General features: G+C 39.5%; 24 protein-coding genes, 1 tRNA gene and 1 other RNA gene. 20 read left to right on the top strand and 6 right to left on the bottom strand.

Going from position 1 to position 25,892, the window contains the following annotated elements:
* Window positions 1–26 precede the first annotated feature (26 nt).
* The gene (locus WKH56_RS24950; RefSeq protein WP_013059708.1) at window positions 27–281 is read left to right on the top strand and encodes an HPr family phosphocarrier protein; all 255 of its coding nucleotides are present in this window, start codon (window positions 27–29) and stop codon (window positions 279–281) included.
* 34 nt (window positions 282–315) lie between these two features.
* Here the strand turns inward: WKH56_RS24950 and clpP are convergent, their stop codons facing one another.
* On the bottom strand, window positions 316–903 hold the full coding sequence (gene clpP / locus WKH56_RS24945; protein WP_013059707.1) for an ATP-dependent Clp endopeptidase proteolytic subunit ClpP: 588 nt from the start codon (window positions 901–903) through the stop codon (window positions 316–318).
* Between the two features lie 220 nt (window positions 904–1,123).
* On the opposite strand from clpP, the gene WKH56_RS24940 reads away from it, so the two are divergent.
* The 15 genes from WKH56_RS24940 to ssrA all read left to right on the top strand — a co-directional run bounded on the left by WKH56_RS24940 (window position 1,124) and on the right by ssrA (window position 16,366).
* Window positions 1,124–1,195 (top strand) — tRNA-Arg (locus WKH56_RS24940).
* 201 nt (window positions 1,196–1,396) lie between these two features.
* The gene (locus WKH56_RS24935) at window positions 1,397–2,071 is read left to right on the top strand and encodes a hypothetical protein (protein WP_028412049.1); all 675 of its coding nucleotides are present in this window, start codon (window positions 1,397–1,399) and stop codon (window positions 2,069–2,071) included.
* A gap of 286 nt (window positions 2,072–2,357) precedes the next feature.
* Window positions 2,358–3,668, top strand: a complete 1,311-nt coding sequence (gene rpoN / locus WKH56_RS24930; protein WP_048021786.1) for an RNA polymerase factor sigma-54 — start codon at window positions 2,358–2,360, stop codon at window positions 3,666–3,668.
* 12 nt (window positions 3,669–3,680) lie between these two features.
* Window positions 3,681–3,929, top strand: coding sequence for a glutaredoxin family protein (locus tag WKH56_RS24925; RefSeq protein ID WP_028412051.1), 249 nt, complete (start codon window positions 3,681–3,683; stop codon window positions 3,927–3,929).
* A 133-nt stretch (window positions 3,930–4,062) separates the two neighbouring features.
* The gene (locus WKH56_RS24920; protein WP_014457838.1) at window positions 4,063–5,091 is read left to right on the top strand and encodes a sugar-binding transcriptional regulator; all 1,029 of its coding nucleotides are present in this window, start codon (window positions 4,063–4,065) and stop codon (window positions 5,089–5,091) included.
* Window positions 5,092–5,137: 46 nt separating this feature from the next.
* The gene (gap, locus tag WKH56_RS24915) at window positions 5,138–6,145 is read left to right on the top strand and encodes a type I glyceraldehyde-3-phosphate dehydrogenase (RefSeq protein WP_013059702.1); all 1,008 of its coding nucleotides are present in this window, start codon (window positions 5,138–5,140) and stop codon (window positions 6,143–6,145) included.
* Between the two features lie 309 nt (window positions 6,146–6,454).
* Window positions 6,455–7,639: a phosphoglycerate kinase gene (locus WKH56_RS24910; RefSeq protein WP_028412053.1), complete on the top strand. Its 1,185-nt coding sequence runs from the start codon at window positions 6,455–6,457 to the stop codon at window positions 7,637–7,639.
* A 175-nt stretch (window positions 7,640–7,814) separates the two neighbouring features.
* The gene (gene tpiA / locus WKH56_RS24905) at window positions 7,815–8,570 is read left to right on the top strand and encodes a triose-phosphate isomerase (RefSeq protein ID WP_013085385.1); all 756 of its coding nucleotides are present in this window, start codon (window positions 7,815–7,817) and stop codon (window positions 8,568–8,570) included.
* Window positions 8,570–10,102: a 2,3-bisphosphoglycerate-independent phosphoglycerate mutase gene (gene gpmI / locus WKH56_RS24900; protein ID WP_028412054.1), complete on the top strand. Its 1,533-nt coding sequence runs from the start codon at window positions 8,570–8,572 to the stop codon at window positions 10,100–10,102. Before tpiA ends, gpmI begins: the two co-directional genes overlap by 1 nt.
* Before the next feature lie 24 nt (window positions 10,103–10,126).
* Complete coding sequence (eno, locus tag WKH56_RS24895; RefSeq protein ID WP_028412055.1) at window positions 10,127–11,422, top strand: phosphopyruvate hydratase; 1,296 nt, start codon at window positions 10,127–10,129, stop codon at window positions 11,420–11,422.
* A 208-nt stretch (window positions 11,423–11,630) separates the two neighbouring features.
* Window positions 11,631–11,864 carry a preprotein translocase subunit SecG gene (secG, locus tag WKH56_RS24890; RefSeq protein ID WP_014457843.1) on the top strand — a complete coding sequence of 78 codons (234 nt, stop codon included), beginning with the start codon at window positions 11,631–11,633 and terminating at the stop codon, window positions 11,862–11,864.
* Between the two features lie 268 nt (window positions 11,865–12,132).
* On the top strand, window positions 12,133–12,873 hold the full coding sequence (locus tag WKH56_RS24885; protein WP_028412056.1) for an alpha/beta hydrolase: 741 nt from the start codon (window positions 12,133–12,135) through the stop codon (window positions 12,871–12,873).
* A gap of 38 nt (window positions 12,874–12,911) precedes the next feature.
* On the top strand, window positions 12,912–15,254 hold the full coding sequence (rnr, locus tag WKH56_RS24880) for a ribonuclease R (protein ID WP_310884130.1): 2,343 nt from the start codon (window positions 12,912–12,914) through the stop codon (window positions 15,252–15,254).
* Window positions 15,255–15,399: 145 nt separating this feature from the next.
* Window positions 15,400–15,867 carry an SsrA-binding protein SmpB gene (smpB, locus tag WKH56_RS24875; protein WP_013059694.1) on the top strand — a complete coding sequence of 156 codons (468 nt, stop codon included), beginning with the start codon at window positions 15,400–15,402 and terminating at the stop codon, window positions 15,865–15,867.
* A 137-nt stretch (window positions 15,868–16,004) separates the two neighbouring features.
* Window positions 16,005–16,366, top strand: a transfer-messenger RNA (tmRNA) gene (ssrA, locus tag WKH56_RS24870).
* Between the two features lie 154 nt (window positions 16,367–16,520).
* On the opposite strand, the gene modB is transcribed toward ssrA, so the two are convergent.
* The 4 genes from modB to fdhF form a co-directional block, all read right to left on the bottom strand.
* Window positions 16,521–17,177 (bottom strand): molybdate ABC transporter permease subunit, encoded by a 657-nt coding sequence (modB, locus tag WKH56_RS24865; RefSeq protein ID WP_034264255.1) that lies wholly within the window; start codon window positions 17,175–17,177, stop codon window positions 16,521–16,523.
* Between the two features lie 7 nt (window positions 17,178–17,184).
* Window positions 17,185–17,982: a molybdate ABC transporter substrate-binding protein gene (modA, locus tag WKH56_RS24860; RefSeq protein ID WP_168761545.1), complete on the bottom strand. Its 798-nt coding sequence runs from the start codon at window positions 17,980–17,982 to the stop codon at window positions 17,185–17,187.
* Window positions 17,983–18,107: 125 nt separating this feature from the next.
* Window positions 18,108–18,587 (bottom strand): helical membrane plugin domain-containing protein, encoded by a 480-nt coding sequence (locus WKH56_RS24855; RefSeq protein WP_310884129.1) that lies wholly within the window; start codon window positions 18,585–18,587, stop codon window positions 18,108–18,110.
* An 11-nt stretch (window positions 18,588–18,598) separates the two neighbouring features.
* Window positions 18,599–21,538 (bottom strand): formate dehydrogenase subunit alpha, encoded by a 2,940-nt coding sequence (gene fdhF / locus WKH56_RS24850; RefSeq protein WP_342836907.1) that lies wholly within the window; start codon window positions 21,536–21,538, stop codon window positions 18,599–18,601.
* A 366-nt stretch (window positions 21,539–21,904) separates the two neighbouring features.
* Between fdhF and WKH56_RS24845 the strand changes: the two genes are divergently transcribed.
* The 3 genes from WKH56_RS24845 to moaA are packed head-to-tail and all read left to right on the top strand — an operon-like array spanning window position 21,905 to window position 24,123.
* Window positions 21,905–22,249, top strand: coding sequence for a Na-translocating system protein MpsC family protein (locus WKH56_RS24845; protein ID WP_013059689.1), 345 nt, complete (start codon window positions 21,905–21,907; stop codon window positions 22,247–22,249).
* A gap of 15 nt (window positions 22,250–22,264) precedes the next feature.
* Window positions 22,265–23,062, top strand: coding sequence for a formate dehydrogenase accessory sulfurtransferase FdhD (gene fdhD, locus WKH56_RS24840; protein WP_033580428.1), 798 nt, complete (start codon window positions 22,265–22,267; stop codon window positions 23,060–23,062).
* A 44-nt stretch (window positions 23,063–23,106) separates the two neighbouring features.
* Window positions 23,107–24,123 (top strand): GTP 3',8-cyclase MoaA, encoded by a 1,017-nt coding sequence (gene moaA, locus WKH56_RS24835; protein ID WP_028412063.1) that lies wholly within the window; start codon window positions 23,107–23,109, stop codon window positions 24,121–24,123.
* Window positions 24,124–24,136: 13 nt separating this feature from the next.
* Here the strand turns inward: moaA and mobA are convergent, their stop codons facing one another.
* The gene (mobA, locus tag WKH56_RS24830) at window positions 24,137–24,706 is read right to left on the bottom strand and encodes a molybdenum cofactor guanylyltransferase (protein ID WP_028412064.1); all 570 of its coding nucleotides are present in this window, start codon (window positions 24,704–24,706) and stop codon (window positions 24,137–24,139) included.
* A 161-nt stretch (window positions 24,707–24,867) separates the two neighbouring features.
* Between mobA and WKH56_RS24825 the strand changes: the two genes are divergently transcribed.
* Window positions 24,868–25,884, top strand: a complete 1,017-nt coding sequence (locus tag WKH56_RS24825; protein ID WP_028412065.1) for a molybdopterin-synthase adenylyltransferase MoeB — start codon at window positions 24,868–24,870, stop codon at window positions 25,882–25,884.
* Window positions 25,885–25,892: the final 8 nt, after the last annotated feature.

Genomic DNA, 25,892 nt, shown 5'->3' with positions numbered 1-25,892 from the left:
GGAATTGCAAGGGGGAGGATTTTATCATGGAAAAACAAGTAGAAGTAAAATTAAAAACGGGATTACAAGCTCGTGTTGCGGCACTATTCGTGCAAGAAGCAACTCGTTTTACATCTGATGTGTACTTGAAGAAAGATGAGAAAGTAGTCAACGCTAAAAGTATCATGGGGTTAATGAGCTTAGCGATTAATAACGGTTCTCTTATTACGCTCATTGTTGAAGGGGTAGATGAAAAAGAAGCAATGGATGCGTTAGTCGCTTACGTAGAGAACGATGCATAAAAAAGCCTTTCCCAAAGTGGGAAAGGCTTTTTTCTTATTTAGGGTCGTTTTCTAATACTTTGTCAATTAGACCGTATTCTAAAGCGCGTTCAGCAGTCATGAAATTATCACGATCTGTATCACGTTGTAGCACTTCTAACGGTTGACCTGTACGCTCAGCTAAAATTGAATTTAGTTTTTCACGTAAGAATAGAATACGTTTTGCCGCAATTTCGATTTCAGTAGCTTGTCCTTGAGCACCACCAAGAGGTTGATGAATCATTACTTCGCTGTTTGGAAGAGCAAAACGTTTGCCCTTTTCACCAGCAGCCAGTAAGAAAGCACCCATTGATGCAGCCATACCGATACAAATTGTAGAAACTTTTGGCTTAATGAATTGCATCGTATCATAGATAGCCATTCCAGCTGTAATAGAGCCACCTGGGCTGTTGATATAAAGTGAGATATCTTTTTCTGGGTCTTCAGCAGCTAAGAATAGAAGCTGAGAAACGATCGAGTTAGCTACATTATCATCAATAGCACTACCTAAAATAATAATGCGGTCTTTTAATAAACGTGAATAAATGTCATAAGCACGTTCACCACGGTTTGTTTGTTCAATAACTGTAGGAATTAAGTTCATATTAAATTCCTCCTTAACAAGAATAATTTGTTATGTACCTATAATACACGTATGGTCAATAAAGGTCAAACAAAAGAACCTCTACTACACATATTCGCTTAAAAGACTATGTATTCCTCTTTGACATTATTAAAATTTTTCCCCCTTCTAAAAAAAATAAACGTAGTATTCTATTGAAAAGAGAAGTTTTCTCTCCTATAATGGAAGTTGTGACAAATATGCCCTCGTAGTGTAGTGGATAGCACAAGAGATTCCGGTTCTCTTAGGGTGGGTTCGAATCCTGTCGAGGGCGTCTTAAAACGTTGCGGATTACGCAACGTTTTTTATTTTGAGTAAAAAGGCTCATCTTCTCAAAAAATAATATTTATTTTCCTTCTATAACCCTTTATACGCGTAAGGAAGCAAGAAATTAATTCCATTGTACCGGTTGCGGAATTTGTCAGAATACTATAAAACAGTATATAAGGAAAAGAAACACGGAGGAGGAATAAATATGAAATACATGAACAAACTTTTCATTGTCAGTGCATCGGTAGCCCTATTACTATCTGCATGCGGGACGAACGAAGATTCTGCTCAGCCGAAGTCTAATGATCAAGCAGAAAATGTTCAGCAGGATACAGCTTCTAAATCTGATCAAACATCAGGCGCTGCAAAAGAAGAGTCGAAAAAAGATGCGGATTCTGCTGAGGTCTCAGCCGAACCTTCAGGAAGTCAATCATCGACTAGCGAAACGGCGGAAGGTGGACAGTCAAGGTCTTCTTCAGAAACAAAACTAACAAAAAGCCCAGAACAAGATTATTCTATTCAAGTAATGGACGGCTATAAACTAACGGGTGAAGAACCTGGAAAAGATGCGTTAGTGTTAACTTCAGATGATTCTCAATTTATGCGTATTGAAATGCTTTCATCAGAAGCATCGCTGGATGACGCTGCTCAATCTGTTAAACAAACGGCAACAGCAGTTAATAAAAATGCAGCAGAGAAAAAGAATCTTGAAGAGAATGGAATCTTCAAAGATTCTGTTTGGTATGAAGCCACATCTGGCGATCATACGGTAAACGCCGTGTTGGTTAAAGGAAAGAAACCAATGAAGCTAACCATTTTTACGAAAAATGACGCAGAAAACTTAGACAAGTTTATGCAAATGGCACAAACTATTCAATAAGCAATTCTTCTATATATTATACAAATGCAGAAAATTCGACATGACGAAGAAAACGTCATGTCGAATTAGTACTCGGATCATGTAGTAGGCGCGAATTATAATGAAAAGTTATAAAGGTGTATAGCTCTATTACTTTTTTGATGGTTAGTAACTAAAAATAGGATGAAATGCTTCGTTAACAAAGGTTGACGGAGATTTTTTGATGAAAAAATTACATATAAAAAATAGTTATATGCTCTTTGAAAGCGTTTTTATAGTAAAATAGATGAAGGGGAGGGGAGAAATAATGGAGATTGGATTATTTCAGCAGCAGTCGTTAAAACTGACGATGTCAAAAGAATTATCACAAGCTATTTCTCTTTTACAATATTCATCGATGGATATTGTAGCGTTTTTACATGAGCAGGCGCTTCAAAATCCGCTTATAGATTTTTCAGAGCTGCCCGTCAATACATCTCACAATCAAAAAAATCATGCAACTTCTGATTCAACAGATTATATGAGCAGTATACCAGCTCCTAAAGAAACGCTGTACGAACATTTAATGAATCAATCCGCATTATTAAAATTAGATGAATGTGAGCAGGCAGCCGTTGAGTTTGTTATTCATAGTCTGGATGATGCTGGCTATTTGCACGATGAGTTAATCATACTTGCTAACCAGCTTGGCCAAGATCAAGAGCAGGTTGAAAAGGCTCTTCAACTTGTGCAGCAGATGGACCCGGCAGGAGTAGGGGCGAGAAGTTTGCAGGAGTGCTTAATGCTCCAATTAAAAAGAAGTAATCAATGGACAGAAAAAATAGAGCAAATTTTGACACATCACTTTGAGGAATTTGCTTATAAAAAATGGATGAAAATCTCAAAGCTATGTCAAATCTCACTTGAAGCTCTTCAACAATTACATGAACAGATTAAGAAATTAAATCCTCGTCCTGGATCATTTTATATGAAGTCCAATGAACGATTCATTGTACCGGATTTTATTGTGAAAATTGAAGATGGAAATGTCGTTGCTTATGCAAATGAGGATTTGGAACCTCGTCTTTCAGTGAACGAACAATACAAACTTCAGCTGAAAAATAAGCAGAACCAAGAAATGTTTTCTTATTTGCAAGAGAAATATCGTGAATTTCAATGGATTATGAAAAGTTTACACACACGCAAAGACACATTAAACGCATTAATGAATACTTTACTCGTTGAACAAGAAGCATTTTTTAAAAAGGGCCCTTCGTATTTGAAGCCGTTAACGATGAAGGAAGTAGCGGAACAAACCTCTGTGCATGAATCAACGATTAGCCGTGCTACTCGGCACAAATATATTCAAACGCCTTTTGGCACCTTTTCAATGAAATCTTTTTTCTCAACTAGTATTCAACTGGGCAACAACGAAGCGACTTCTACAACTCACGTAAAAGAACTGCTTAAAAAGCTAGTATCAGAAGAAAACAAACAGCGTCCGCTTTCAGATCAGCAGTTGGCTAACGTCTTGCAAAGCAATTATAACGTTACTATTTCAAGAAGAACGGTAGCCAAATATCGAGACCAATTAAACGTTCTACCATCCAGTCAACGAAAACTTTTTGTCATGCAGTAAAGGAGTGGGAATGTGGAAGTCGTACTATATACCAAAAATGGCTGTCATTTATGCGATGATGCAAAGAAGCTGCTTGCAGAGATGCAGTCTCAGTTTCCCTTTCAGCTTATGGAACGAGATATTTACAAAAACGATGAGTGGCTGGAAAAGTATCACCTTGCGATTCCTGTAGTAGAAATGGATGGAGAAGAAGTGGAATATGGAAAAATAACAGGTATTCCATTAAGAAAACGCTTACTTTTAAAAATAGGCAACACATGAGTTGAATAAAGGATTCACTCCTGTTAGAATAGATTTTGTAGCAGGGTGAATTTTTTTTGCGCAAGGTGGGACATAATATGTCTATATGGGACAAAATATGTCCAGCAAGTTTATGCCTTAAGGGGATTTTAACATGCGTTCTTTAATAGAAGTACAACGAAAATTATTACCTGAACTTCTCTCAGTTATGCAAAAGCGCTATCAAATCTTGCAATACATACGTTTAATGCAGCCGATTGGCCGCAGAAACTTAGCTGTAAGCCTTGGGCTAACAGAGCGTGTGTTACGAAGCGAAGTAACATTCTTAAAAGAACAAGATTTGATTGACATTTACCCTAGTGGGATGACGCTTACAAACGAGGGAGAACTACTTCTAGCTGAGTTAGAAGAAGTAATGAAGGAAGTTTCAGGACTTCGATTATTGGAAACAACATTAAAAGAGGCGTTTTCTTTATCAGAAGTTGTTGTTGTATCTGGAGATAGTGATCAGTCTCCTTGGGTCAAAAATGAAATGGGTCGAGCATCTGTTTCGTGTATCAAGGAGCGCCTTGTTGGTGAAAAAAATACCGTTGCTGTTACAGGTGGTACAACGCTTGCCGCCGTTGCCGAAATGATGACACCTGATTCAAAACACCCTGATGTACTTTTTGTACCTGCTCGCGGAGGGCTAGGTGAAAACGTACAAAACCAAGCAAACACGATTTGTGCTAAGATGGCTGAAAAGTCCATGAGTCACTATCGCTTGCTTCATGTTCCAGATCAGCTTAGTGATGAAGCATACCGATCCATTATCGGTGAGCCATCTATTAAAGACATGCTTCATTTAATCAAGTCCGCTGGTATGGTTGTTCACGGAATAGGAGACGCTATGACAATGGCAGAACGCCGTAAAACACCACAAGCTGACTTAGAAAAAGTGAAAAATGGACATGCTGTAGGTGAGGCATTTGGATACTATTTTAATCATCAAGGCGAAGTTGTTCATAAAGTTAAAACAGTTGGCATACAACTCGATGATTTAAAGAACAATAAATGTGTTATTGCTGTTGCAGGAGGTTCATCAAAAGCAAAGGCAATTAAAGCGTTTATGCAACAAGCGCATGATTCGATTCTCATTACAGATGAAGGCGCCGCAAAAGAGTTAGTAAGGGATTTTAATTAATCCCTCATATAAAAAAATACTTTTTACATTCAAGGAGGAAATACCCATGGCAGTAAAAATTGGTATTAACGGATTTGGTCGTATCGGCCGTAATGTATTCCGCGCAGCTTTAAAAAATGATAACGTTGAAGTAGTAGCAATCAACGACTTAACAGATGCTAACATGCTTGCTCACCTTTTAAAATATGATTCTGTACACGGAAAATTAGATGCAGAAGTAGTAGTAGATGGTAGCAACTTAGTAGTAAACGGTAAAACAATCGAAATCTCTGCTGAACGTGACCCAGCTCAATTATCTTGGGGCAAACAAGGCGTAGAAATCGTTGTTGAATCTACTGGATTCTTCACAAAACGCGCTGACGCTGCAAAACACTTAGAAGCAGGAGCTAAAAAAGTAATTATCTCTGCTCCAGCATCTGATGAAGACATCACAATCGTAATGGGTGTTAACGAAGACAAATACGATGCAGCTAACCACAACGTAATTTCAAATGCTTCTTGTACAACTAACTGCTTAGCGCCATTTGCTAAAGTGTTAAACGACAAGTTCGGTCTTAAACGCGGAATGATGACAACAGTTCACTCTTACACAAACGACCAACAAATCTTAGACTTACCACACAAAGATTACCGTCGTGCTCGTGCAGCTGCTGAAAACATCATCCCAACTTCAACTGGTGCTGCTAAAGCTGTATCTCTAGTATTACCTGAATTAAAAGGTAAATTAAACGGTGGAGCTATGCGTGTTCCAACTCCAAACGTTTCTTTAGTAGACTTAGTTGCTGAACTTGATAAAGAAGTAACTGTTGAAGATGTAAACAACGCTCTTAAAGAAGCTGCTGAAGGTGATCTTAAAGGCATCCTTGGTTACAGCGAAGAGCCACTAGTATCTGGTGACTACAATGGTAACATCAACTCTTCTACAATCGATGCATTATCTACAATGGTAATGGAAGGTAACATGGTTAAAGTTATCTCTTGGTACGATAACGAGAGCGGATATTCTAACCGTGTAGTAGACCTTGCTCAATACATCGCTGCTAAAGGACTATAAGAATAACTTAAAATTCGCTTCTATTTGATTCAATAAGACAGAAATCGACTAGACTTTCCTTTTTTATTGGATATCTGAAAATAGAACGACTATAATAAGACTTGCTAAGGAAGAGAGGGGCATACCCCCTCTTCCTTGATTTATGTATTGGCTTCTACATGAAAAAGCGTCATAAACAGCTAACTCGAGTTTCACTTTATATAGAAAGGCGCCAATATATAAAATGAAATGTACGTTGGTTTGTGGATTGATGATTACATAGAAGCCTACTTGCTTAGTACCATAAATACTTAAGGAGGCCTTTTAACGATGAACAAAAAAACGTTGAAAGACATCGATGTAAAAGGAAAGCGAGTATTTTGTCGCGTAGACTTTAACGTACCAATGAAAGACGGAAAAGTAACAGACGAAACTCGTATTCGTGCAGCTGTTCCTACTATTCAATATTTAGTAGAACAAGGTGCAAAAGTAATTTTAGCTAGCCATCTTGGACGTCCAAAAGGCGAAGTTGTTGAAGAATTACGTCTAAATGCTGTTGCAGAACGTTTACAAGCTCTTCTTGGTAAAGACGTTGCAAAAGCTGACGAAGCTTTTGGTGAAGAAGTAAAGAAAACAATCGACGGCATGAGCGAAGGCGATGTTTTAGTACTTGAAAACGTACGTTTTTACCCAGGCGAAGAGAAAAACGATCCTGAATTAGCAAAAGCGTTTGCTGAATTAGCAGATGTATACGTAAACGATGCATTCGGTGCAGCTCACCGTGCGCATGCTTCAACAGAAGGAATTGCTCAACACATTCCAGCAGTAGCAGGTTTCTTAATGGAAAAAGAGCTTGATGTGCTTTCAAAAGCATTATCGAACCCAGAACGTCCATTTACTGCAATCGTTGGTGGAGCAAAAGTTAAAGACAAAATCGGTGTAATTGACCACTTACTTGATAAAGTAGATAACTTAATCATCGGTGGAGGACTTTCTTACACATTTATTAAGGCACTAGGCCATGAAGTAGGTAAATCACTTCTTGAAGAAGACAAGATTGAACTTGCAAAATCTTTCATGGAAAAAGCTAAGAAAAACGGAGTAAACTTCTACATGCCAGTGGACGTGGTAGTAGCAGATGACTTCTCAAATGATGCTAATATTCAAGTTGTATCAATTGAAAACATTCCAAGCGATTGGGAAGGCTTAGACGCAGGACCGAAAACGCGTGAAATCTATGCTGACGTAATCAAAAACTCTAAGTTAGTTATTTGGAATGGACCAATGGGTGTATTTGAATTAGACGCATTTGCTAATGGAACAAAAGCAGTAGCTGAAGCTTTAGCAGAAGCAACTGACACATATTCAGTAATCGGCGGAGGAGACTCTGCAGCAGCTGTTGAAAAATTCAACCTAGCTGATAAAATGAGCCATATTTCTACAGGTGGCGGTGCGTCACTAGAGTTTATGGAAGGTAAAGAACTTCCAGGCGTAGTTGCACTAAACGATAAGTAAGTTTATGTTTCAGTAAGACGGAGGACCGACCTGACGACTGATAATATAAATAATTATCAAGCAGCGAAGAAGGATGACCAAGAGATAAAAGGGACCGAATCACTTTTAACAGCACCCTCTTGGACATCTAACGCGTGAAGTGAAAACCCACAATAAACAAAGGACGGTGTTACACATGCGTAAACCAATTATTGCAGGAAACTGGAAAATGAACAAAGTACTTTCTGAAGCAACTAGCTTTGTTGAAGAAGTAAAAGGAGCAGTACCATCTCCTGAAAGCGTAGATTCAGTAGTATGTGCACCTGCACTATTTTTAGATCGTTTAGTAGAAGCGACTAAAGGCACAGACTTAAAAATTGGTGCACAAAACATGCACTTCGAAGAAAACGGTGCGTTCACTGGAGAAGTGAGCCCTGTTGCATTAGCAGACCTAGGTGTGAACTACGTAATTTTAGGACACTCTGAACGTCGTGAAATGTTTGCTGAAACGGACGAAACAGTAAACCAAAAAACAATTGCTGCATTCAAACACGGTTTAACACCAATCGTTTGCTGCGGTGAAACAAACGAAGAGTATGAACAAGACCAAACAAAAACAGTTGTAGCTAATCAAGTACAAAAAGCATTAGCTGGTCTAACTGATGAGCAAGTAAAACAAACGGTTATCGCATATGAGCCAATCTGGGCAATCGGTACAGGTAAATCTTCAACTGCTGAAGGTGCAAACGAAGTTTGTGCATACATCCGTAGCGTTGTTGCAGAACAATTCTCTCAAGATGTTGCAGATGCTGTACGTATTCAATACGGCGGTAGCGTAAAACCTGCTAATATTAAAGAATATATGTCTCAATCAGACATTGACGGAGCTTTAGTAGGTGGAGCAAGCTTAGAAGCAGATTCTTTCTTACAGCTTTTGGAGGCTGGTAAGTAATGAGTAAAAAGCCAGTAGCATTAATCATCTTAGATGGTTTTGCATTACGCGATGAAGATAAAGGTAATGCGGTAACACATGCAAAAAAACCAAACTTCGACCGTTTCTGGAACGAGTATCCTCATGCTACACTTCAGGCGTCTGGAGAAGCTGTAGGCTTACCGGAAGGCCAAATGGGTAACTCTGAAGTAGGTCACTTAAACATCGGCGCAGGCCGAATTGTGTACCAAAGCTTAACTCGTGTAAACGTAGCAATTCGTGAAGGCGAGTTTGAACAAAACGAAACGCTTGTAGCAGCTGTAAAGCACGCAAAAGAAAAGGGTACAAACCTTCATCTTTTCGGACTTTTATCTGATGGCGGTGTACACAGTCATATCGAACATCTTTATGCATTATTGCGTCTAGCTAAGAGTGAAGGCTTAGAAAAAGTCTACATTCATGGCTTCTTAGATGGTCGTGACGTAGCACCTCAATCTGCTGAAACGTATTTAAAAGAACTTAATGAAAAAATTGAAGAGTACGGCGTTGGTGAAATTGCAACACTTTCAGGACGTTACTACTCAATGGACCGCGACAAACGCTGGGAGCGCGTAGAGAAATCATACCGCGCAATGGTGTACGGTGAAGGTCCATCATATACAAGCGCTGAAGAGTGCGTAAAAGATTCATATGAAAATGGAATCTATGACGAATTCGTTTTACCTTCTGTTATTACAAAGGAAGACGGATCGCCAGTTGCGACAATTCAAGACGAAGATGCAGTCATTTTCTACAACTTCCGTCCCGATCGCGCAATTCAAATTTCAAATACGTTCGCAAACGAAGATTTCCGCTCATTTGATCGCGGTGAGAAACATCCGAAAAACTTACATTTTGTATGTCTAACTCACTTCAGCGAAACAGTTGACGGATATGTAGCTTTTAAGCCAATTAACTTAGATAATACGCTTGGTGAAGTATTATCTCAAAATAACTTAAAGCAGCTTCGTATTGCTGAAACGGAAAAATATCCTCACGTAACGTTCTTTATGAGCGGTGGACGTGAAGCAGAGTTTCCTGGTGAAACACGTATCTTAATCGATTCACCAAAAGTAGCAACATATGACTTGAAACCTGAGATGAGTGCTTATGAAGTGACGGACGCGTTGCTTGCGGAAATCGAGGGCGACAAGCAGGACGCTATTTTATTAAACTTTGCAAACCCTGATATGGTAGGTCATTCAGGTATGTTAGAACCAACGGTAAAAGCGATTGAAACAGTAGATGAGTGCTTAGGCAAAATTGTAGATGCAATTTTAGCTAAAGGCGGTACAGCAATTATCACAGCAGACCATGGTAATGCTGATGAAGTGATTACACTTGAAGGTAATCCAATGACGGCTCATACAACGAATCCTGTTCCGGTGATTGTAACAAAACAAGGCTTAGAGCTTCGTGAAGACGGTATTCTAGGGGATCTAGCTCCTACAATGCTTACTCTTCTAGATGTAGCACAGCCAAAAGAAATGACAGGTAAAACATTAATTAAATAATTAATTATAAAGGAGAGTTTTAAAATGCCAACAATTCTTGACATTTATGCACGCGAAGTATTAGATTCTCGCGGTAACCCAACAGTTGAAGTAGAAGTATATACTGAATCAGGCGCTTTCGGACGCGCAATCGTACCAAGTGGTGCTTCTACTGGTGAACACGAAGCAGTAGAATTACGCGATGGTGACAAATCTCGCTACCTAGGTAAAGGTGTATTAAAAGCAGTAGAAAACGTAAACGAAATTATCGCTCCTGAATTAGTAGGTATGGACGCAACTGATCAAATCGGTATCGACCGCCTTATGATTGAGCTAGATGGTACGGAAAACAAAGGTAAATTAGGTGCTAACGCTATCCTTGGTGTATCTATGGCAGTAGCTCACGCAGCAGCTGATTTCGTAGGTCTTCCATTATATCGTTACCTTGGTGGATTCAACGCGAAGCAATTACCAACTCCAATGATGAACATCATCAACGGTGGTTCTCATGCTGATAACAACGTTGACTTCCAAGAGTTCATGATTTTACCTGTAGGAGCTCCTACATTCAAAGAAGCAATCCGTATGGGTGCTGAAGTATTCCACGCGTTAAAATCTGTTTTATCTGCAAAAGGCTTAAACACAGCTGTAGGTGACGAAGGTGGATTCGCTCCAAACCTTGGTTCTAACCGTGAAGCATTAGAAGTAATTGTTGAAGCAATCGAAAAAGCTGGCTACAAAGCTGGTCAAGACATCCAATTAGGTATGGACGTTGCTTCTTCTGAATTCTTCAACAAAGAAACTGGTAAATATGACTTAGCAGGCGAAGGTCGTACAGGCGTAACTTCTGCTGAAATGGTAGATTTCTACGAGCAGTTAGTTAACGAATTCCCAATCGTTTCAATCGAAGACGGTTTAGACGAAAATGACTGGGATGGTCACAAGCTATTAACTGAGCGCATTGGCGGCAAAGTACAGCTTGTTGGTGACGATTTATTCGTAACAAACACGAAAAAACTTTCTCAAGGTATCGAACAAGGTGTAGGTAACTCTATCCTTATCAAAGTTAACCAAATCGGTACATTAACTGAAACGTTCGAAGCTATTGAAATGGCTAAACGTGCTGGTTACACAGCAGTAGTTTCTCACCGTTCTGGTGAAACTGAAGATGCAACAATCGCTGATATCGCTGTTGCAACAAATGCTGGTCAAATCAAAACTGGTTCTATGAGCCGTACAGACCGTATTGCGAAATACAACCAATTACTACGCATCGAAGACGAGCTAGGTGTTCTAGCTGTATACGATGGCGCTAAATCTTTCTACAACTTAAAAAAATAAGTTGAAATCATAAAAAACGGATGACGATTGTCATCCGTTTTTTTATGTTAAAATCCGGTGTATTTCGCTGTCATTACTTGTATGAGAGGGTTTTTTATGATAAATTAACCTTAGCGTAGTGCGCGTACTTTATCCCCGGTAATGCCAATCAGAAGGGATGAAGAAACCCCGCTGATTGACTATTACTTGGTGTAGGAGGTGTGTCTTAGTGCATACATTGCTGATTACTTTGCTAGTGATTGTTTCAATTGCATTGATTGTTGTGGTCGTTTTACAATCAAGCAAAACTACTGGATTATCTGGAGCTATTTCCGGTGGAGCTGAAACGTTATTTGGAAAACAAAAAGCACGTGGAATTGACTTAGTTTTACACCGTTTGACAGTAGTGTTATCTATCTTATTCTTTGCGTTAACACTTGCTGTATCTTATTTCAAACTTTAATATGTTACTGGATAGACTGCCACCTAATGCATACGTACTTGGTGTATACCAACTTATGTATTAGGTGGCTTTTTTAATGGGCGTGTTGAATACTTTAATTTCATTTTTAAGTAATGATATAATATAGCTTTAGAAAAAAGTACTAAATATAGTATAAAAGCGTAAAAGTTGACGGACACATCTCTTGTTATGTGATGACCGTCACATAAATACATGTTTTTTTCTATTATGACTGCAGATATTATAACTAAAAGGAGTTAAATGATATATGAAAATTGCACAACCAAAGCCATTTACATTTGAAGGCGGCGAAAAGGCTGTTTTATTACTTCACGGTTTTACCGGAAATTCTGCTGATGTTCGTATGTTAGGTCGTTTTTTAGAGAAAAAAGGATACACATGCCACGCACCTCACTATAAAGGACACGGTGTAGCGCCTGAAGAGCTTGTTCATACTGGTCCAAAAGATTGGTGGAAAGATGTCATGGAAGGCTATGAGTTTTTAAAAAGTAAAGGCCATGAAAGTATTGCCGCTGTAGGTCTTTCACTAGGTGGCGTATTTTCACTGAAATTAGGTTACACTGTACCTATAAAGGGTATTGTGCCTATGTGCGCGCCTATGTATATAAAGAGTGAAGAAGTCATGTATGAAGGTGTTTTAGCGTATGCACGCGAATATAAAAAGCGTGAAGGTAAATCGTCTGAACAGATTGAACAAGAAATGGAAGAGTTCAAACAAACACCAATGAACACGTTAAAGTCTTTACAGGAATTAATCGCTGAAGTGCGAAATTCAGTTGATATGATTTATGCACCGACATTTGTTGTACAAGGTCGTCATGATCATATGATTAATACAGACAGCGCCAATATTATTTATAATAGCGTCGAGTCTCCTACAAAAGATATAAAGTGGTACGAAGAATCTGGTCATACCATTACCTTTGATAAAGAGCGAGATCAGCTTCACGAGGATGTATATGCATTTTTGGAATCACTTGATTGGTAATAGAGATAATACGAATAAGGAAAAAGGAGGGACATGATGTGAAAGAAGAAAATCAGCCCTATATGAATGAAATATTGGATTTTATGAAAAGGGATAATTACAAACCTTTGACTGTCCAAGAGCTTGCAAAAGAATTTAATACGGAGGATGCAGAGTCATTCAAAGAGTTTGTTAAGGCACTTGTTATTATGGAAGAGAAGGGTTTAATTATCCGAGCAAGAAATGACCGCTACGGGCTGCCGGAACAAATGAATTTTGTCAAAGGGAAAGTAAGCGGACATGCAAAAGGGTTTGCGTTCGTAGTTCCTGAAGAAAAAGATGCGGGTGATGTATTTATTCCCCCTACTGAAACAAACAATGCTATGCACGGAGATATTGTGCTTGCAAGAGTGTTATCAGAATCATCAGGTGCTCGTCGTGAAGGAACCATTGTAAAAATCTTAGAACGAGGTACCCAGCAAATTGTAGGTACGTATACGCAAAGCAAGAATTTCGGCTTTGTGATTGCGGATGACAAAAAAATTGCAGGTGATATCTTTATTCCCAAAGCAGCAAGAAACGGTGCAGTTGAAGGCCATAAAGTAGTAGTAGAGCTCACAACCTATCCGGAAGGCCGCATGAATGCAGAAGGAAAAGTTGTTCAAATTCTTGGACATAAAAACGATCCGGGGATCGATATCATTTCTGTTATCCATAAGCACGGTCTTCCTCAAGAATTTCCTGCTGACGCTTTAACGCAAGCAATTGATACACCTGAGACGATTGATGAAAAAGATATCGGTAACCGTCGCGATCTTCGGGATCAAGTTATTGTAACCATTGACGGAGCAGATGCAAAAGATTTGGATGACGCTGTAACGGTTACAAAGCTTGAAAACGGAAACTACAAATTAGGTGTTCATATTGCAGATGTAAGTCACTACGTTAAAGAAGGTTCTCCGATTGATGTAGAAGCAGCAGAGCGCGGAACAAGCGTCTATTTAGTAGACCGAGTTATTCCGATGATTCCTCACCGTTTATCTAACGGAATCTGCTCATTAAATCCAAAAGTTAACCGTTTTACACTTTCTTGTGAGATGGAAATTAATCCACAAGGTGAAGTAGTAAAACATGAGATTTTTGAAAGTGTCATCAAAACGACAGAACGAATGACGTATTCAGATGTGAACAAAATCTTAGTGGATAAAGATGAAGAAGTGTTAGAACGCTACGAGCCAATCGTTCCGATGTTTGAGCGTATGGAAAAGCTGGCAGCTATTCTTCGTAAAAAGAGAATGGATCGCGGTGCCATTGATTTTGATTTCAAAGAAGCAAAAGTAGTGGTAGATGATGATGGACATCCTCACGATGTTATTTTGCGTGAACGTTCAGTTGCTGAAAAGCTAATCGAAGAATTTATGCTGGCGGCGAATGAAACAGTAGCAGAACATTTTCACTGGATGAACGTACCGTTTATTTATCGTATTCATGAAGATCCAGATGCAGAGAAGCTTACTCGTTTCTTAGAGTTTATTACAAACTTTGGTTATACAGTGAAAGGGACAGGCAACGATATTCATCCGCGTGCGCTGCAAGATATTTTAGAAGAAGTAAAGGGTACGCCTGAAGAGATGGTTATTTCAACTGTTATGCTTCGTTCGATGAAACAAGCGAAATATGAAGCAGAAAGTTTAGGCCACTTTGGTTTATCAGCTGAATTCTATACGCATTTTACTTCTCCAATCCGTCGTTATCCGGATTTAATCGTTCATCGTCTCATTCGTACGTATTTAATTGAAGGAAAAACAGATCAGCAAACGCAAGAAAAATGGCGCGAGCTTCTGCCTGATGTTGCTGAGCATTCTTCTAATATGGAACGTCGTTCAGTTGACGCTGAGCGAGAAACGGACGATATGAAAAAAGCTGAGTTTATGGCTGATAAAGTTGGGGAAGTATTCAATGGTATTATTAGCTCTGTTACAAACTTTGGGATGTTCGTGGAGCTGGAAAATACGATTGAAGGGTTAGTTCATGTTAGTGACTTAACGGATGACTATTATCGTTACGACGAACGTCATTATGCGATGATTGGAGAAAGAACGGGCAACGTCTTCCGAATTGGAGACGAAATTGAAGTGAAAGTTGCCGATGTGAATAAAGAAGAGCGTTCAGTGGACTTTGTTATTGTGGGAATGAAAGAAGGCCGCAAACGCTTATCTAAAGATCGTCCTAAAGTGATTAAGGCAAAACAAAAGTCACGCAAAGATGATAAAGGAAAAGGTCGAGAGGGCAGCCGAAGCAAAAATGAAGAGTGGTCTACTCAAAAACCAAAGAAGAAAAAGAAAAAAAGATTCTTCGAAGGCGCTCCAAACGTTAAGCGCAAAAAGAAAAAGCGCAAATAATCGACAGCAGTGAAGCAGAAGGATAGACCTTCTGCTTCAAAACAGCTCTATTAAACGTTTTAGTTGTTGTTTAGATTTCCATACAGTAAAATGATACATAATATCATACATATACGTAAGTACGGCTGAAGGGAAGGAACGTTTTATGCCAAAAGGTGAAGGGAAATTAATTGCACAAAACAAAAAAGCCCGCCACGACTTTTTTATTGAAGAAACATATGAGACGGGTATTGTTCTACAAGGAACGGAAATTAAATCAATTCGTAATGGTCGTGTGAATTTAAAGGACTCTTTTGCTCGTGTGCAAAACGGAGAAGTATTTTTACACAATATGCACGTTAGTCCTTACGAACAAGGAAATCGATACAATCATGAGCCACTTCGTACACGAAAGCTATTGCTGCATAAACGCGAAATCAGCAAGCTAATTGGCTATTCAAAAGAAACAGGTTATTCACTAGTTCCGTTAAAAGTGTATTTGAAAAATGGATACGCAAAGGTTTTACTAGGGCTTGGTAAGGGTAAAAAGAAATATGATAAGCGTGAAGACTTAAAGCGTAAAGAAGCCAAGCGTGATATCGAACGAGCATTTCGTGATCGTCAAAAGATGTAAAATTACAAAATCTTACAATTGCAAAATGCTCATTTTATGATATAATAAATATTGTTATCAGTTAGATTTCATTTTGCACACTGAAGTCGCTATCTGATGTAAGAATTTTTCTTACACATTCCGACTCCCTTTTATATGGGGACGTTACGGATTCGACAGGGATAGTTCGAGCTTAGGTTGCGAGTCGAGGAGATGGCCTCGTTAAAACATCAACGCCAATAATAACTGGCAAATCTAACAATAACTTCGCTTTAGCTGCATAATAGTAGCTTAGCGGTTCCTCCCTCCATCGCCCATGTGGTAGGGTAAGGGACTCACTTTAAGTGGGCTACGCCGGAGTTCGCCGTCTGAGGACGAAGGAAGAGAATAATCAGACTAGCGACTGGGACGCCTGTTGGTAGGCAGAACAGCTCGCGAATGATCAATATGCCAACTACACTCGTAGACGCTTAAGTGGCGATATTTCTGGACGTGGGTTCGACTCCCACCGTCTCCACCAAATACATATTTTTGGTGGCTTACCTTACTTATAACAGGAGCTAATCAAATGTATGATCTACATTTGATTAGCTCCTTTTTAATTTATGATGTATGTAAAATTGAAAAAGCGGTACAAAAGTAAAAGGATGCCTCTTACATAAAGAGGCATCCTTTTACTTTTGTTTAAGCTGAACAAAAAGCAGCATAAGAAAGGAAAGAAAGACGATCGAGATAACCCATAGCCAAGCGAGATTCATGTTTCCAGAGTCAATCGCGACGTAGATAGCGGTAGGAACAGTTTGAGTTTCACCTGGAATATTGCCAGCAAACATCAAAGTGGCTCCAAATTCTCCGAGTGCTCTTGCCAGACTTAACACACCTCCTGTTACGATAGCTTTAGAAGCTAAAGGAATGGAAATAAAGAAAAAGACTTTCCATTCGCTTGCACCATCTACTCGAGCTGCGTCTTCAATTTCATGATCAACGCCTTGGAAGCCCGTTTTGGCAGATTGATACATAAGGGGAAACGCAACGACAACGGATGCAATAACAGCTGCCCACCACGTAAAAATAACGGGTTGTTGAAAGACCCATTCAATTGCTCGGCCGAGTAGGCTGTGTTTTCCGAATATGACAATCAATAAAAACCCAACAACGGACGGAGGCAGGACCAATGGTAGCATCAACACCGTTTCAACCATCACTTTTCCCTTAAAGTGTTTCCTTGATAACAGTTTTCCTATAACAGTGCCTAGAATAATCACGACAAATCCCGCTACTAATGCAATTTTGAGCGATAGCTGAAGAGGAGATAAAAACTCTTGAATCATAGCAGTCTCAATTCGCAGTGAAACCGTATTTTTTTAACGTGTTAAGAGCCGTCTTACTTTGTAAAAATTGATAAAAATCCTTTGCTTCTTGTGGATGTTTCGAATCCTTAATAACGCCTACAGGATATACAATTGGTTTGTGAGTGCTATGATCTGCAGTGGCGACAATCTTCACTTTTTTTGAAATCAACGCATCGGTTTTATAAACAACTCCAGCTTCAACGTTTTCTGTCTCCACATAGGAAAGCACCTGGCGTACGTCTTTTGCATAGACGGTTTTAGGCTCAATGTTTTTCCACAGATTCATGTGTTCAAAAGTCTCTTTTGCATACTGTCCGGCAGGAACGGATTCCGGTATGCCAAGTGCAATTTTTTGAACAGCAGGCTTTGATAGATCTTCAAAATTTTTGATGGCAGCCGAATTATTCTTTGGGACGATAAGCACAAGATCGTTGCCAACCAAGTCAGTTCCATTTTCTTTAGAAATAACTCCTGACTTTACCAGTGCATCAAACTTATCTTCCGCTGCTGAAAAAAACAAATCAGCCGGTGCGCCGTTTTCGATTTGCTGTTGCAGCGAGCCTGAAGCCCCAAAATTAAATTTTAAGTCGACATTCGGATGCTTTGTTTCATATTGCTTTTGAATATCGGTAAGCGCATCTTTTAAGCTGGCTGCAGCGGATATCGTTAAGCTGACGTTTTGGTGCTGAGCCGCTGATTGACTCGTATTTGTTCCGTTCGAACAAGCAGCAGTAAACATAATTAAAAATAATAGTGCGAATAAGGGTTTAAAGTATTGTTGCATCGTGTCACCTCAGTTAGTTGTAGTAAAGCAATTTAGTATAACTATATCACGTTCATTTAAAATTTGACTTCCTAAAAAGAAAACAGCGACTTGAAAGGGGGAAAACTTTCAAGTCGCTGCTTCATTTATTCTTCCAACGCTTTGCCCATTCCTTTTAAAAAGTGAAGCCCAAATCCAATTGCACGATTGACATCTGGATCGTTTAGCACTTTTATAAGAGCTAATGCACTTACTTTTTTTCCTGTTTTTACATACTCATTCGCTTCGTTCATACCAGCTGTTGCACTGTTCACAAGTTTAGCGGTTACCTCTGGGTCTGCCTTCATCAAACCGCTGCTTGCACCCATAAGGGTATTAATTAAATTGGTTACGGGTTCTCTAGAAATTTGATGAAGCGCAATTTTTGAGATTTTTTCTTTTGCTTGAATCATTGAATCAGCAGCTTCAAGAACACCCATGTCGTTAAGTTCTCCGACAATACCGAGAATACGATTCAGCGCTTCTTCATTATCTGCCAGCAGAGAAGTCAAGTCTTCTAATTTTTGCTGTTTTTTTTCTTCCTCGCTTAGAAGAGGCTTTTTAATTTCTGTAATAGGTTGTGCCATCTTTTCTCCTCCTATTTACTTGTTAAATGGACGTAGCCAGGACGATTCCATTTACGCTGAACCTCGACCCCATTTTGAGGATGACGTTTTTTGTTACGCGGATTTGTAGACGGTAAAGGCGTTTTTCCGCCTTTGCTTAATACTTCCATCCGTACTTTTGTTTGTTTGTAAGCCGGCGTATTTGTTCGTTGGTCTACTGCAGGCCCCGTCAAGAAGTTAATAGCCGAATCTTTATGAACGGAGTGCATCGGAAGATACAGCTCATTTGCTTTTACTCGCTCTGTAATTAATGCCTGTACTTTTACTGCTCCAAACGGTGAGATTAATCTGACAAGCGAACCGTCTTCAATTTCACGCTCCTTGGCAAGCTGAGGTGAAATTTCTACAAATACTTCCGGTACCTTTGATTGAATACCGCTCGATTTATTGGTCATATTCCCTTCATGAAAATGTTCTAACATTCGTCCGTTATTAATGTGCAAATCATATTCCTCTGGAAATTCAGCAGGAAGAACCCAATCTGATAAAGCAAAGCGCGCTTTTTTATCTGGGAAATTAAACCCATCGACGTAAAGTAAAGGCGTGCTTTTCCCCTCTAAGCTCCCCCATAAGAAGCTTTCCCAGCCTTCAAGGTTTTCGTAGCTGGCTTGGCTGAACAGAGGTGATAGACTAGCCATTTCTGAAAAGATGTCACCAGGGTGTGTATACGTCCAATTTGCACCTAAGCGGTTTGCAATCTCTTGAACAATCCACCAATCCGGCTTCGAATCACCAAGCGTTGGCAATGCTTGATACAATCTTTGTACGCGTCGCTCCGTATTGGTAAACGTTCCGTCTTTTTCAAGAGAAGGAACAGCAGGGAGTACAACATCAGCATATTGAGCCGTTCTTGAAAGGAAAATGTCTTGGACAACAAAAAAATCTAGATTTGATAATATTTCGTGTACGTGATTAGCGTTCGAATCGACAAGAGCCATATCTTCTCCTACAAGGTACATAGCTTTCATTTTTCCTTCATCAATTGAATGAAGCATTTGGATATTATCAAGACCGGGCTTGTCTTTAATTTTCACGCCGTATGCTTTTTCAAATTTTTCTCGAGCGACTGAGTCCGTGACGTGCTGATAACCTGGAAGCCAAGCGGGAAGAGTTCCCATATCGCATGCGCCTTGCACGTTATTGTGGCCTCGGAGTGGATAAGCGCCTGCACCAGGGCGTCGATAGTTTCCAGTAGCAAGCAACAGGTTTGAGATAGCCGCTGATGTATCAGAGCCTCCTGTATTTTGCGTCACGCCCATACCCCACAGCACACAGGTTCCATCGGCGTCTCGAATCATTTCAGCTATTTGAATGAGTGTTGCTGCTGAAATACCCGTAATTTGTTCAGCATATTCAAGCGTGTACTTTTCAAGCAAAGAGTTAAAGTCTTCAAAATAGTTGACGTTTTCTTGGATAAATTTTTCGTTGTGCCATCCTTGATCAATCATGTATTTTGTTACAGCCATTAGCCATACTTGGTCCGTACCTTGTTTTGGACTGATAAAAATGTCAGAGCGTTCAGCCATTTCGTTTTTGCGCAAATCTGCGACGATTAGTTTTTGGTCATGAAGCTTATGCGCGCGTTTGATACGAGTTGCTAATACAGGGTGACCTTCGGCAGGGTTAGCTCCAACGATGATAACCAGTCCAGCTTTTGCGATGTCTTTTATCGTGCCGGCATCGCCTCCCATTCCGACTGTTCGAAATAATCCATCGGTTGCAGGAGACTGACAGTAGCGAGAACAGTTGTCTACGTCATTTGTTTCAAACATTTGGCGAGCCAGCTTTTGAATAACATAGTTTTCTTCGTTTGTAATCTTAGAAGAAGAGATAAAACCAACGGATCCATGTCCGTACTGCTGATTGATGGAGTTTAACCTGCTTGCTACTAAATCGAGCGCTTCTTCCCATGACGACTCTACAAATGCGCCATTTTTTCGGATTAAAGGCTTAGTAATACGTTTTTCAGAGTTTACAAAATCCCAGCCGAATTTTCCTTTCACACAGGTTGAAATAGCGTTTGCGGGAGCATCTGAGCTAGGTTGAACTTTAAGGATTTCGCGGCCTTTTGTCCACACTTCAAATGAACATCCAACTCCGCAAAATGTACAGACGGTTTTTGTTTTTTTCGTCCGAGTTTCACGCATAGCTGCTTCCACCTCTGAAACAGCAAAAATTCCGCTGTACCCTGGTTCCACTTCTTTAACTAAATCAATCATTGGATTCAAAACGCTTTTTGGAAGTCCGGTCATGAATCCAGCTTCTCCGAGCATAGATTTTTCCATTAAGGCATTACAAGGGCATACTGTTACACATTGACCGCAGCTCACACAAGAAGATTCATTGATTGCTACACCATCATCCCAGAGAACGCGGGGACGTTTCGCTTCCCAGTCGATAGAGAGCGTTTCATTAACTTGAAGATTTTGACAAACCTCTACACATTGTCCACAAGCAATGCATTGATTAGGGTCATAACGGTAAAACGGATGAGACATATCGACTTCATTCTCTGAGGCCTTTGGCGTATAGGGGTATTTTTGATGTTCAATCTCCATCATTTCGGCTGTATTATGTAATTTACAGTTTCCGTTGTTATTATCGCAAACGGTGCAGTATAGCAAATGATTTTCTAATAAGCGATCCATTGCTTCCGTCTGTGCCGCTTTTGCGGGTGCTGATTGTAATTCAATCTTCATGCCGTTTTCAGCTTTTGTAGAACAAGAACGAACTAACTCGCCATTCATTTCAACAATACATGTGTCACAAGTTTGAATAGGGTCTACTTCAGGCACATAACAAATCTGAGGATGCTCGATGTTTTGCTGGTTAATAATTTCGAGTATGGTAGAACCTGAAGCTGCCTTGTATTCGTTGCCATTTATATGAACAGTGATGATTTCACGACTCATTTGTTTTCCTCCTTTATATAAAACAAAAAACCACCATGAATACACATGCCTAATTAAATAAGGGAAGTGCAATCATGGTGGAATAGTTTACTAGCAGGTCTTACTAATATGCCAATCCGGCCCATTTATATCGTTAAGAAAAAGTGATAGAGTAATAACAATTCATTATTATTATTATTCCATCTCGGTTATTTATAATTATATCGCTACGTTTTTAAATGCACAACTTTTTTAAATACCCAACTCTCTTCAAAAGTTTTGCTGCAAAGATTTTAGGCTTTTATTTTTTGAAGTGTTGATTTATGATAAAAAAACTGTAGGAATAAAATGCACAATTTAATTTTAATCGGTGGGAGAGCGTTGATTATGTCAAAAACAATTCATGAATTTAATGATATTATTCGGAAGCTTCGAAAAGATTTATTTGGAAAAGGACCGGAAAGAATACATACGGTTTTTGTTGAAAATATGGCTGTCTCAACACTGTATGGAAATTTAACTCCGACAGAAACATTTATTGCAAGCACTTCTGAAGGGTGTGACATGGTTCATTTAGCTCGAACAAAAATGATTCAAGATGTATATGCATCGAATCCGCCGGAAGGGCTAGAAGAATTGGTAGGAGCAAAGCTGGTTAATTTATTTTCAGATATGAAAATAAAAGAAAATATAGCGGTTTCCGTATTTGTTTTTGATAAAAACATTATTTAAAAAAGGAGACATCACATGAATTCGACCGTTAAGAAGCGTACAGTTCTTAGATTTAAAAATGGTGAAATGGAAAGCGTGGAAGATAAAATTGTAACGGAGTTTCCTGTGACTGTGAAAATTAATGAAGAAGAGTTTGTCACGATGGTATGTAGCCCTCAATACATTGAAGATATGGTAATTGGCTATTTAGCATCTGAAGGGGTTATTCGAGAATACAAAGACATTAAAAACATATGGGTTCAAGAAAAAGAAGGGTATGTTCATGTTACAATAGATAAATTAAACCCGTATTTTCAAAACCTTCAAAATAAACGATATATCACGTCTTGCTGCGGGGCGAGCAGACAAGGGTTTGTCTTTATAAATGATGCGCTGACTGCTAAAAAAATGAATGATATATCGGTAGAACTTTCAATTAAGGATTGTTTTCAACTCATGAATAAGCTGCAGCAATCTGCTGCTACGTTTCAAGAAACGGGTGGCGTTCATAACGCTGCCATTTGTGATAAAAATGGTTTCATGCTTAGCAGAATGGACATTGGCAGGCATAATGCTCTAGATAAACTATATGGGTATTGCTTAAAACACCATATTTCAATTAGGGATAAAGTAGTCGTTTTCAGCGGCCGTATTTCTTCAGAAATTTTGTTGAAAGTAGCGAAGATCGGGTGTGAAGTGGTTCTTTCAAAATCCGCTCCGACTGAACTTGCTTTAAATCTAGCAGAAGAATTGAGAATTACAACGGTAGGGTTTATCCGAAGTGATTCGTTGAATATTTATACATGCCCGGAAAGAATTTTAAGAGAAAGTTAATCTGCTGTGGAGAAGCTGACAGCTAGAGAGGAGAGATGAGGCAGATGTCATACACTATAGTTGATACGTTAAAGCGCCCTTTACGAGACTTGCGTTTGTCCGTAACAGATCGCTGTAACTTTCGCTGTCGATATTGTATGCCTGAAGAAATTTTTGGGGCAGACTATCCATTTTTACCTGCCGAAAATATTCTTTCGTTTGATGAATTAGAGAGACTCACGAGATTATTCGCATCGCTAGGAGTAAAAAAAGTGCGTATAACGGGAGGAGAGCCACTGCTAAGAAAAGGCTTGCCAGATCTAATCAATCGTCTGAAGCAAATTGAGGGTATAGATGATATTGCCATAACAACAAACGGCTCACTGTTAAAGAAGCATGCAGAAGCCTTATCAAAAGCGGGATTATCAAGAGTAACCGTGAGCTTAGACTCGCTTGATGAAGTGAGATTTCAAGAGCTGAACGGAAATCGAGGAAGCGTCAAACGAGTGTTAGAAGGAATAGAGGCAGCAGCTCTTGCGGGGATTTCAGTCAAAATAAACATGGTTGTCCAAAAAGGCAAGAACGAGCAGGATATCCTTCCGATGGCCCAATATTTTAAAGGCAAAAAACATACGCTGCGCTTTATTGAATACATGGATGTTGGAAATTCAAACGGATGGAAAATGGATGAGGTTATAACAAAGAAACAAATTCTTGATATAGTTGGACAAGAAATGCCTCTTGAAGAAATTCCGCCTCATTACACGGGAGAAGTAGCTACCAGGTATCGGTATGTTGGGACAGAAGAGGAAATTGGTATCATTTCATCCGTGACAGATTCATTCTGTTCGACTTGTTCACGCGCAAGAGTATCGGCTGAAGGAAAGCTCTATACCTGCTTGTTTGCGTCAAAAGGGTACGACCTCCGGAAACTGATACGATCACAAGCATCTGATCATACTGTTTGTGACACCATTTCTGATATCTGGAATCATCGGAAAGATCGTTACTCAGATGAGCGGGCTAACGGAAGACAGGTCCAAGGCGCTGAGAAAGTGGAAATGTCTCATATTGGTGGATAATTCAAAAAAAGCCTTATAAATGCCAATCACTGCGATGATTCACATTTATAAAAGTAGGATCTTCTGCTGAAAAAGGCACGCGAAGGACGTTTGCCTGATTCAACAATCCTGTAAGCCTTCTTTCACCTTGTGTAACGAGTTGGTCAATAAGAGGAAGCGTTCTACGGTGATAGAGAGCTAGAAGCGGGTGCATGTGATTTGGCTGAACAGGAAGAACAATATCAGCTGAGTTCGCCTGAGTTAGGGTAATCATATTATGAACAAACTCAGCATTAACAAAAGGAATGTCACACGAAAGAATAAAGAACCATTCAGCACGGCAATCAATTGCAGTTAAAGCATGATGAATTGCATACAAAGGTCCTTGATACGGGCATTTTTCAACTGCAAATGAAACATCTTTTCTTTGAAAATAAGGAAGTAAATCTTGGTTGGTAGACACAAGTATAGGTGTGACGTGATTTTCTTTTAATGCATCTATACTATATTCGTAAAATGATTTCTTGTTATAGGTTTCAAACATTTTTGGTTGACCGTAGCGAGAAGATTTTCCTCCTGCTAATACAATGCCGGCAATGGACATTTATTAAATACCTCCATCAAAATATATTTGTATATTTATGCACATAAGCGTCCGTAAAGCAGCTTAGCTTTATGTGTATAATAGCATGTTTTTAAAGAAATATCTTTGACGAAGGAATAGATAGTGAAGTCATAGATTGAACGAGAAAGGGAGAGAAAAGAGTGACAGAACGTTATTCACGTCAGCAGCTTTTCCAGCCCATTGGAAACAAAGGGCAGCAGCAAATTAGAAGTAAGCATGTTTTAGTTGTAGGCGCAGGGGCTCTAGGCAGCGCTAGTGCAGAAGCTCTCGTGCGTGCTGGAATTGGAAAATTGACTCTTGTAGATCGTGATTATGTAGAATGGAGTAATCTGCAGCGTCAGCAGCTTTATACAGAACAAGATGCGCAAAACAAACTGCCTAAAGCTGTGGCAGCCAAAAATCGTTTGCGTCAAATAAACACAGAAGTGAAAATCGAAGCGCTGGTGATGGATGCTCAGCCTGCTAATTTAGAAAGTATCGTCCAAACAGCTGATTTGATTATCGATGCGACAGACAATTTCGACATTCGCTTTATTTTAAATGATTTGTCACATAAGTATGAAGTTCCTTGGATCTACGGCTCATGTGTAGGGAGTTATGGCACCACTTATACCGTTATCCCAAACGTAACCCCTTGTCTGCACTGCATATTGAAAAAAGTGCCTGTGGGAGGAGCGACGTGTGAGACAGCAGGAATTATCAGTCCAGCCGTTCAAATTGTGGCAGCCTATCAAATAACCGAAGCATTAAAAATTTTAGTGGGAGACGTTGAAGCTTTGCGACACACATTTCTAACTTTTGACGTCTGGAATAATCAGCACGCTGAATTTAAGACGGGTAAAATGAAAAGTTATGAATGTTCTTCTTGCGGATCGGCACGCACATATCCGTACTTAGCGTATGAAAATCAGCTTAAAACAGAAGTTCTTTGCGGCAGAGAGACGGTTCAGATCAGACCCTCGCAGCAGCATTTACACAACTTTGATGAATTGGAAAAGCGTTTAAAAAACCAAGGGAAAGTAGACCGCAACCCATATCTTCTGTCATGTCAGCTTCCAGAGCAGCGCTTTGTTATTTTTCAAGATGGACGTGTATTTATTCATGGAACGAATGATATTCAATTTGCGAGAAGTTTATATTATCGTTTATTAGGATGAGTAAAGGA

Source organism: Priestia sp. SB1 (genome assembly GCF_038898415.1).
The sequence above is the reverse complement of the archived record's forward strand: the minus strand, read 5'-3'. Positions and strand labels throughout refer to the sequence as shown.

Excerpts from the sequence above, each read along its gene's own strand:
- fdhD (WP_033580428.1), top strand. The coding sequence starts at position 22,265 with ATGAATTCGACCGTTAAGAAGCGTACAGTTCTTAGATTTAAAAATGGT.
- rpoN (WP_048021786.1), top strand. The coding sequence starts at position 2,358 with ATGGAGATTGGATTATTTCAGCAGCAGTCGTTAAAACTGACGATGTCA.
- modA (WP_168761545.1), bottom strand. The coding sequence starts at position 17,982 with ATGCAACAATACTTTAAACCCTTATTCGCACTATTATTTTTAATTATG.
- WKH56_RS24855 (WP_310884129.1), bottom strand. The coding sequence starts at position 18,587 with ATGGCACAACCTATTACAGAAATTAAAAAGCCTCTTCTAAGCGAGGAA.
- clpP (WP_013059707.1), bottom strand. The coding sequence starts at position 903 with ATGAACTTAATTCCTACAGTTATTGAACAAACAAACCGTGGTGAACGT.
- modB (WP_034264255.1), bottom strand. The coding sequence starts at position 17,177 with ATGATTCAAGAGTTTTTATCTCCTCTTCAGCTATCGCTCAAAATTGCA.
- eno (WP_028412055.1), top strand. The coding sequence starts at position 10,127 with ATGCCAACAATTCTTGACATTTATGCACGCGAAGTATTAGATTCTCGC.
- WKH56_RS24920 (WP_014457838.1), top strand. The coding sequence starts at position 4,063 with ATGCGTTCTTTAATAGAAGTACAACGAAAATTATTACCTGAACTTCTC.
- WKH56_RS24935 (WP_028412049.1), top strand. The coding sequence starts at position 1,397 with ATGAAATACATGAACAAACTTTTCATTGTCAGTGCATCGGTAGCCCTA.
- gap (WP_013059702.1), top strand. The coding sequence starts at position 5,138 with ATGGCAGTAAAAATTGGTATTAACGGATTTGGTCGTATCGGCCGTAAT.
- WKH56_RS24885 (WP_028412056.1), top strand. The coding sequence starts at position 12,133 with ATGAAAATTGCACAACCAAAGCCATTTACATTTGAAGGCGGCGAAAAG.
- fdhF (WP_342836907.1), bottom strand. The coding sequence starts at position 21,538 with ATGAGTCGTGAAATCATCACTGTTCATATAAATGGCAACGAATACAAG.
- smpB (WP_013059694.1), top strand. The coding sequence starts at position 15,400 with ATGCCAAAAGGTGAAGGGAAATTAATTGCACAAAACAAAAAAGCCCGC.
- WKH56_RS24910 (WP_028412053.1), top strand. The coding sequence starts at position 6,455 with ATGAACAAAAAAACGTTGAAAGACATCGATGTAAAAGGAAAGCGAGTA.
- moaA (WP_028412063.1), top strand. The coding sequence starts at position 23,107 with ATGTCATACACTATAGTTGATACGTTAAAGCGCCCTTTACGAGACTTG.
- WKH56_RS24845 (WP_013059689.1), top strand. The coding sequence starts at position 21,905 with ATGTCAAAAACAATTCATGAATTTAATGATATTATTCGGAAGCTTCGA.
- mobA (WP_028412064.1), bottom strand. The coding sequence starts at position 24,706 with ATGTCCATTGCCGGCATTGTATTAGCAGGAGGAAAATCTTCTCGCTAC.
- gpmI (WP_028412054.1), top strand. The coding sequence starts at position 8,570 with ATGAGTAAAAAGCCAGTAGCATTAATCATCTTAGATGGTTTTGCATTA.
- WKH56_RS24950 (WP_013059708.1), top strand. The coding sequence starts at position 27 with ATGGAAAAACAAGTAGAAGTAAAATTAAAAACGGGATTACAAGCTCGT.
- tpiA (WP_013085385.1), top strand. The coding sequence starts at position 7,815 with ATGCGTAAACCAATTATTGCAGGAAACTGGAAAATGAACAAAGTACTT.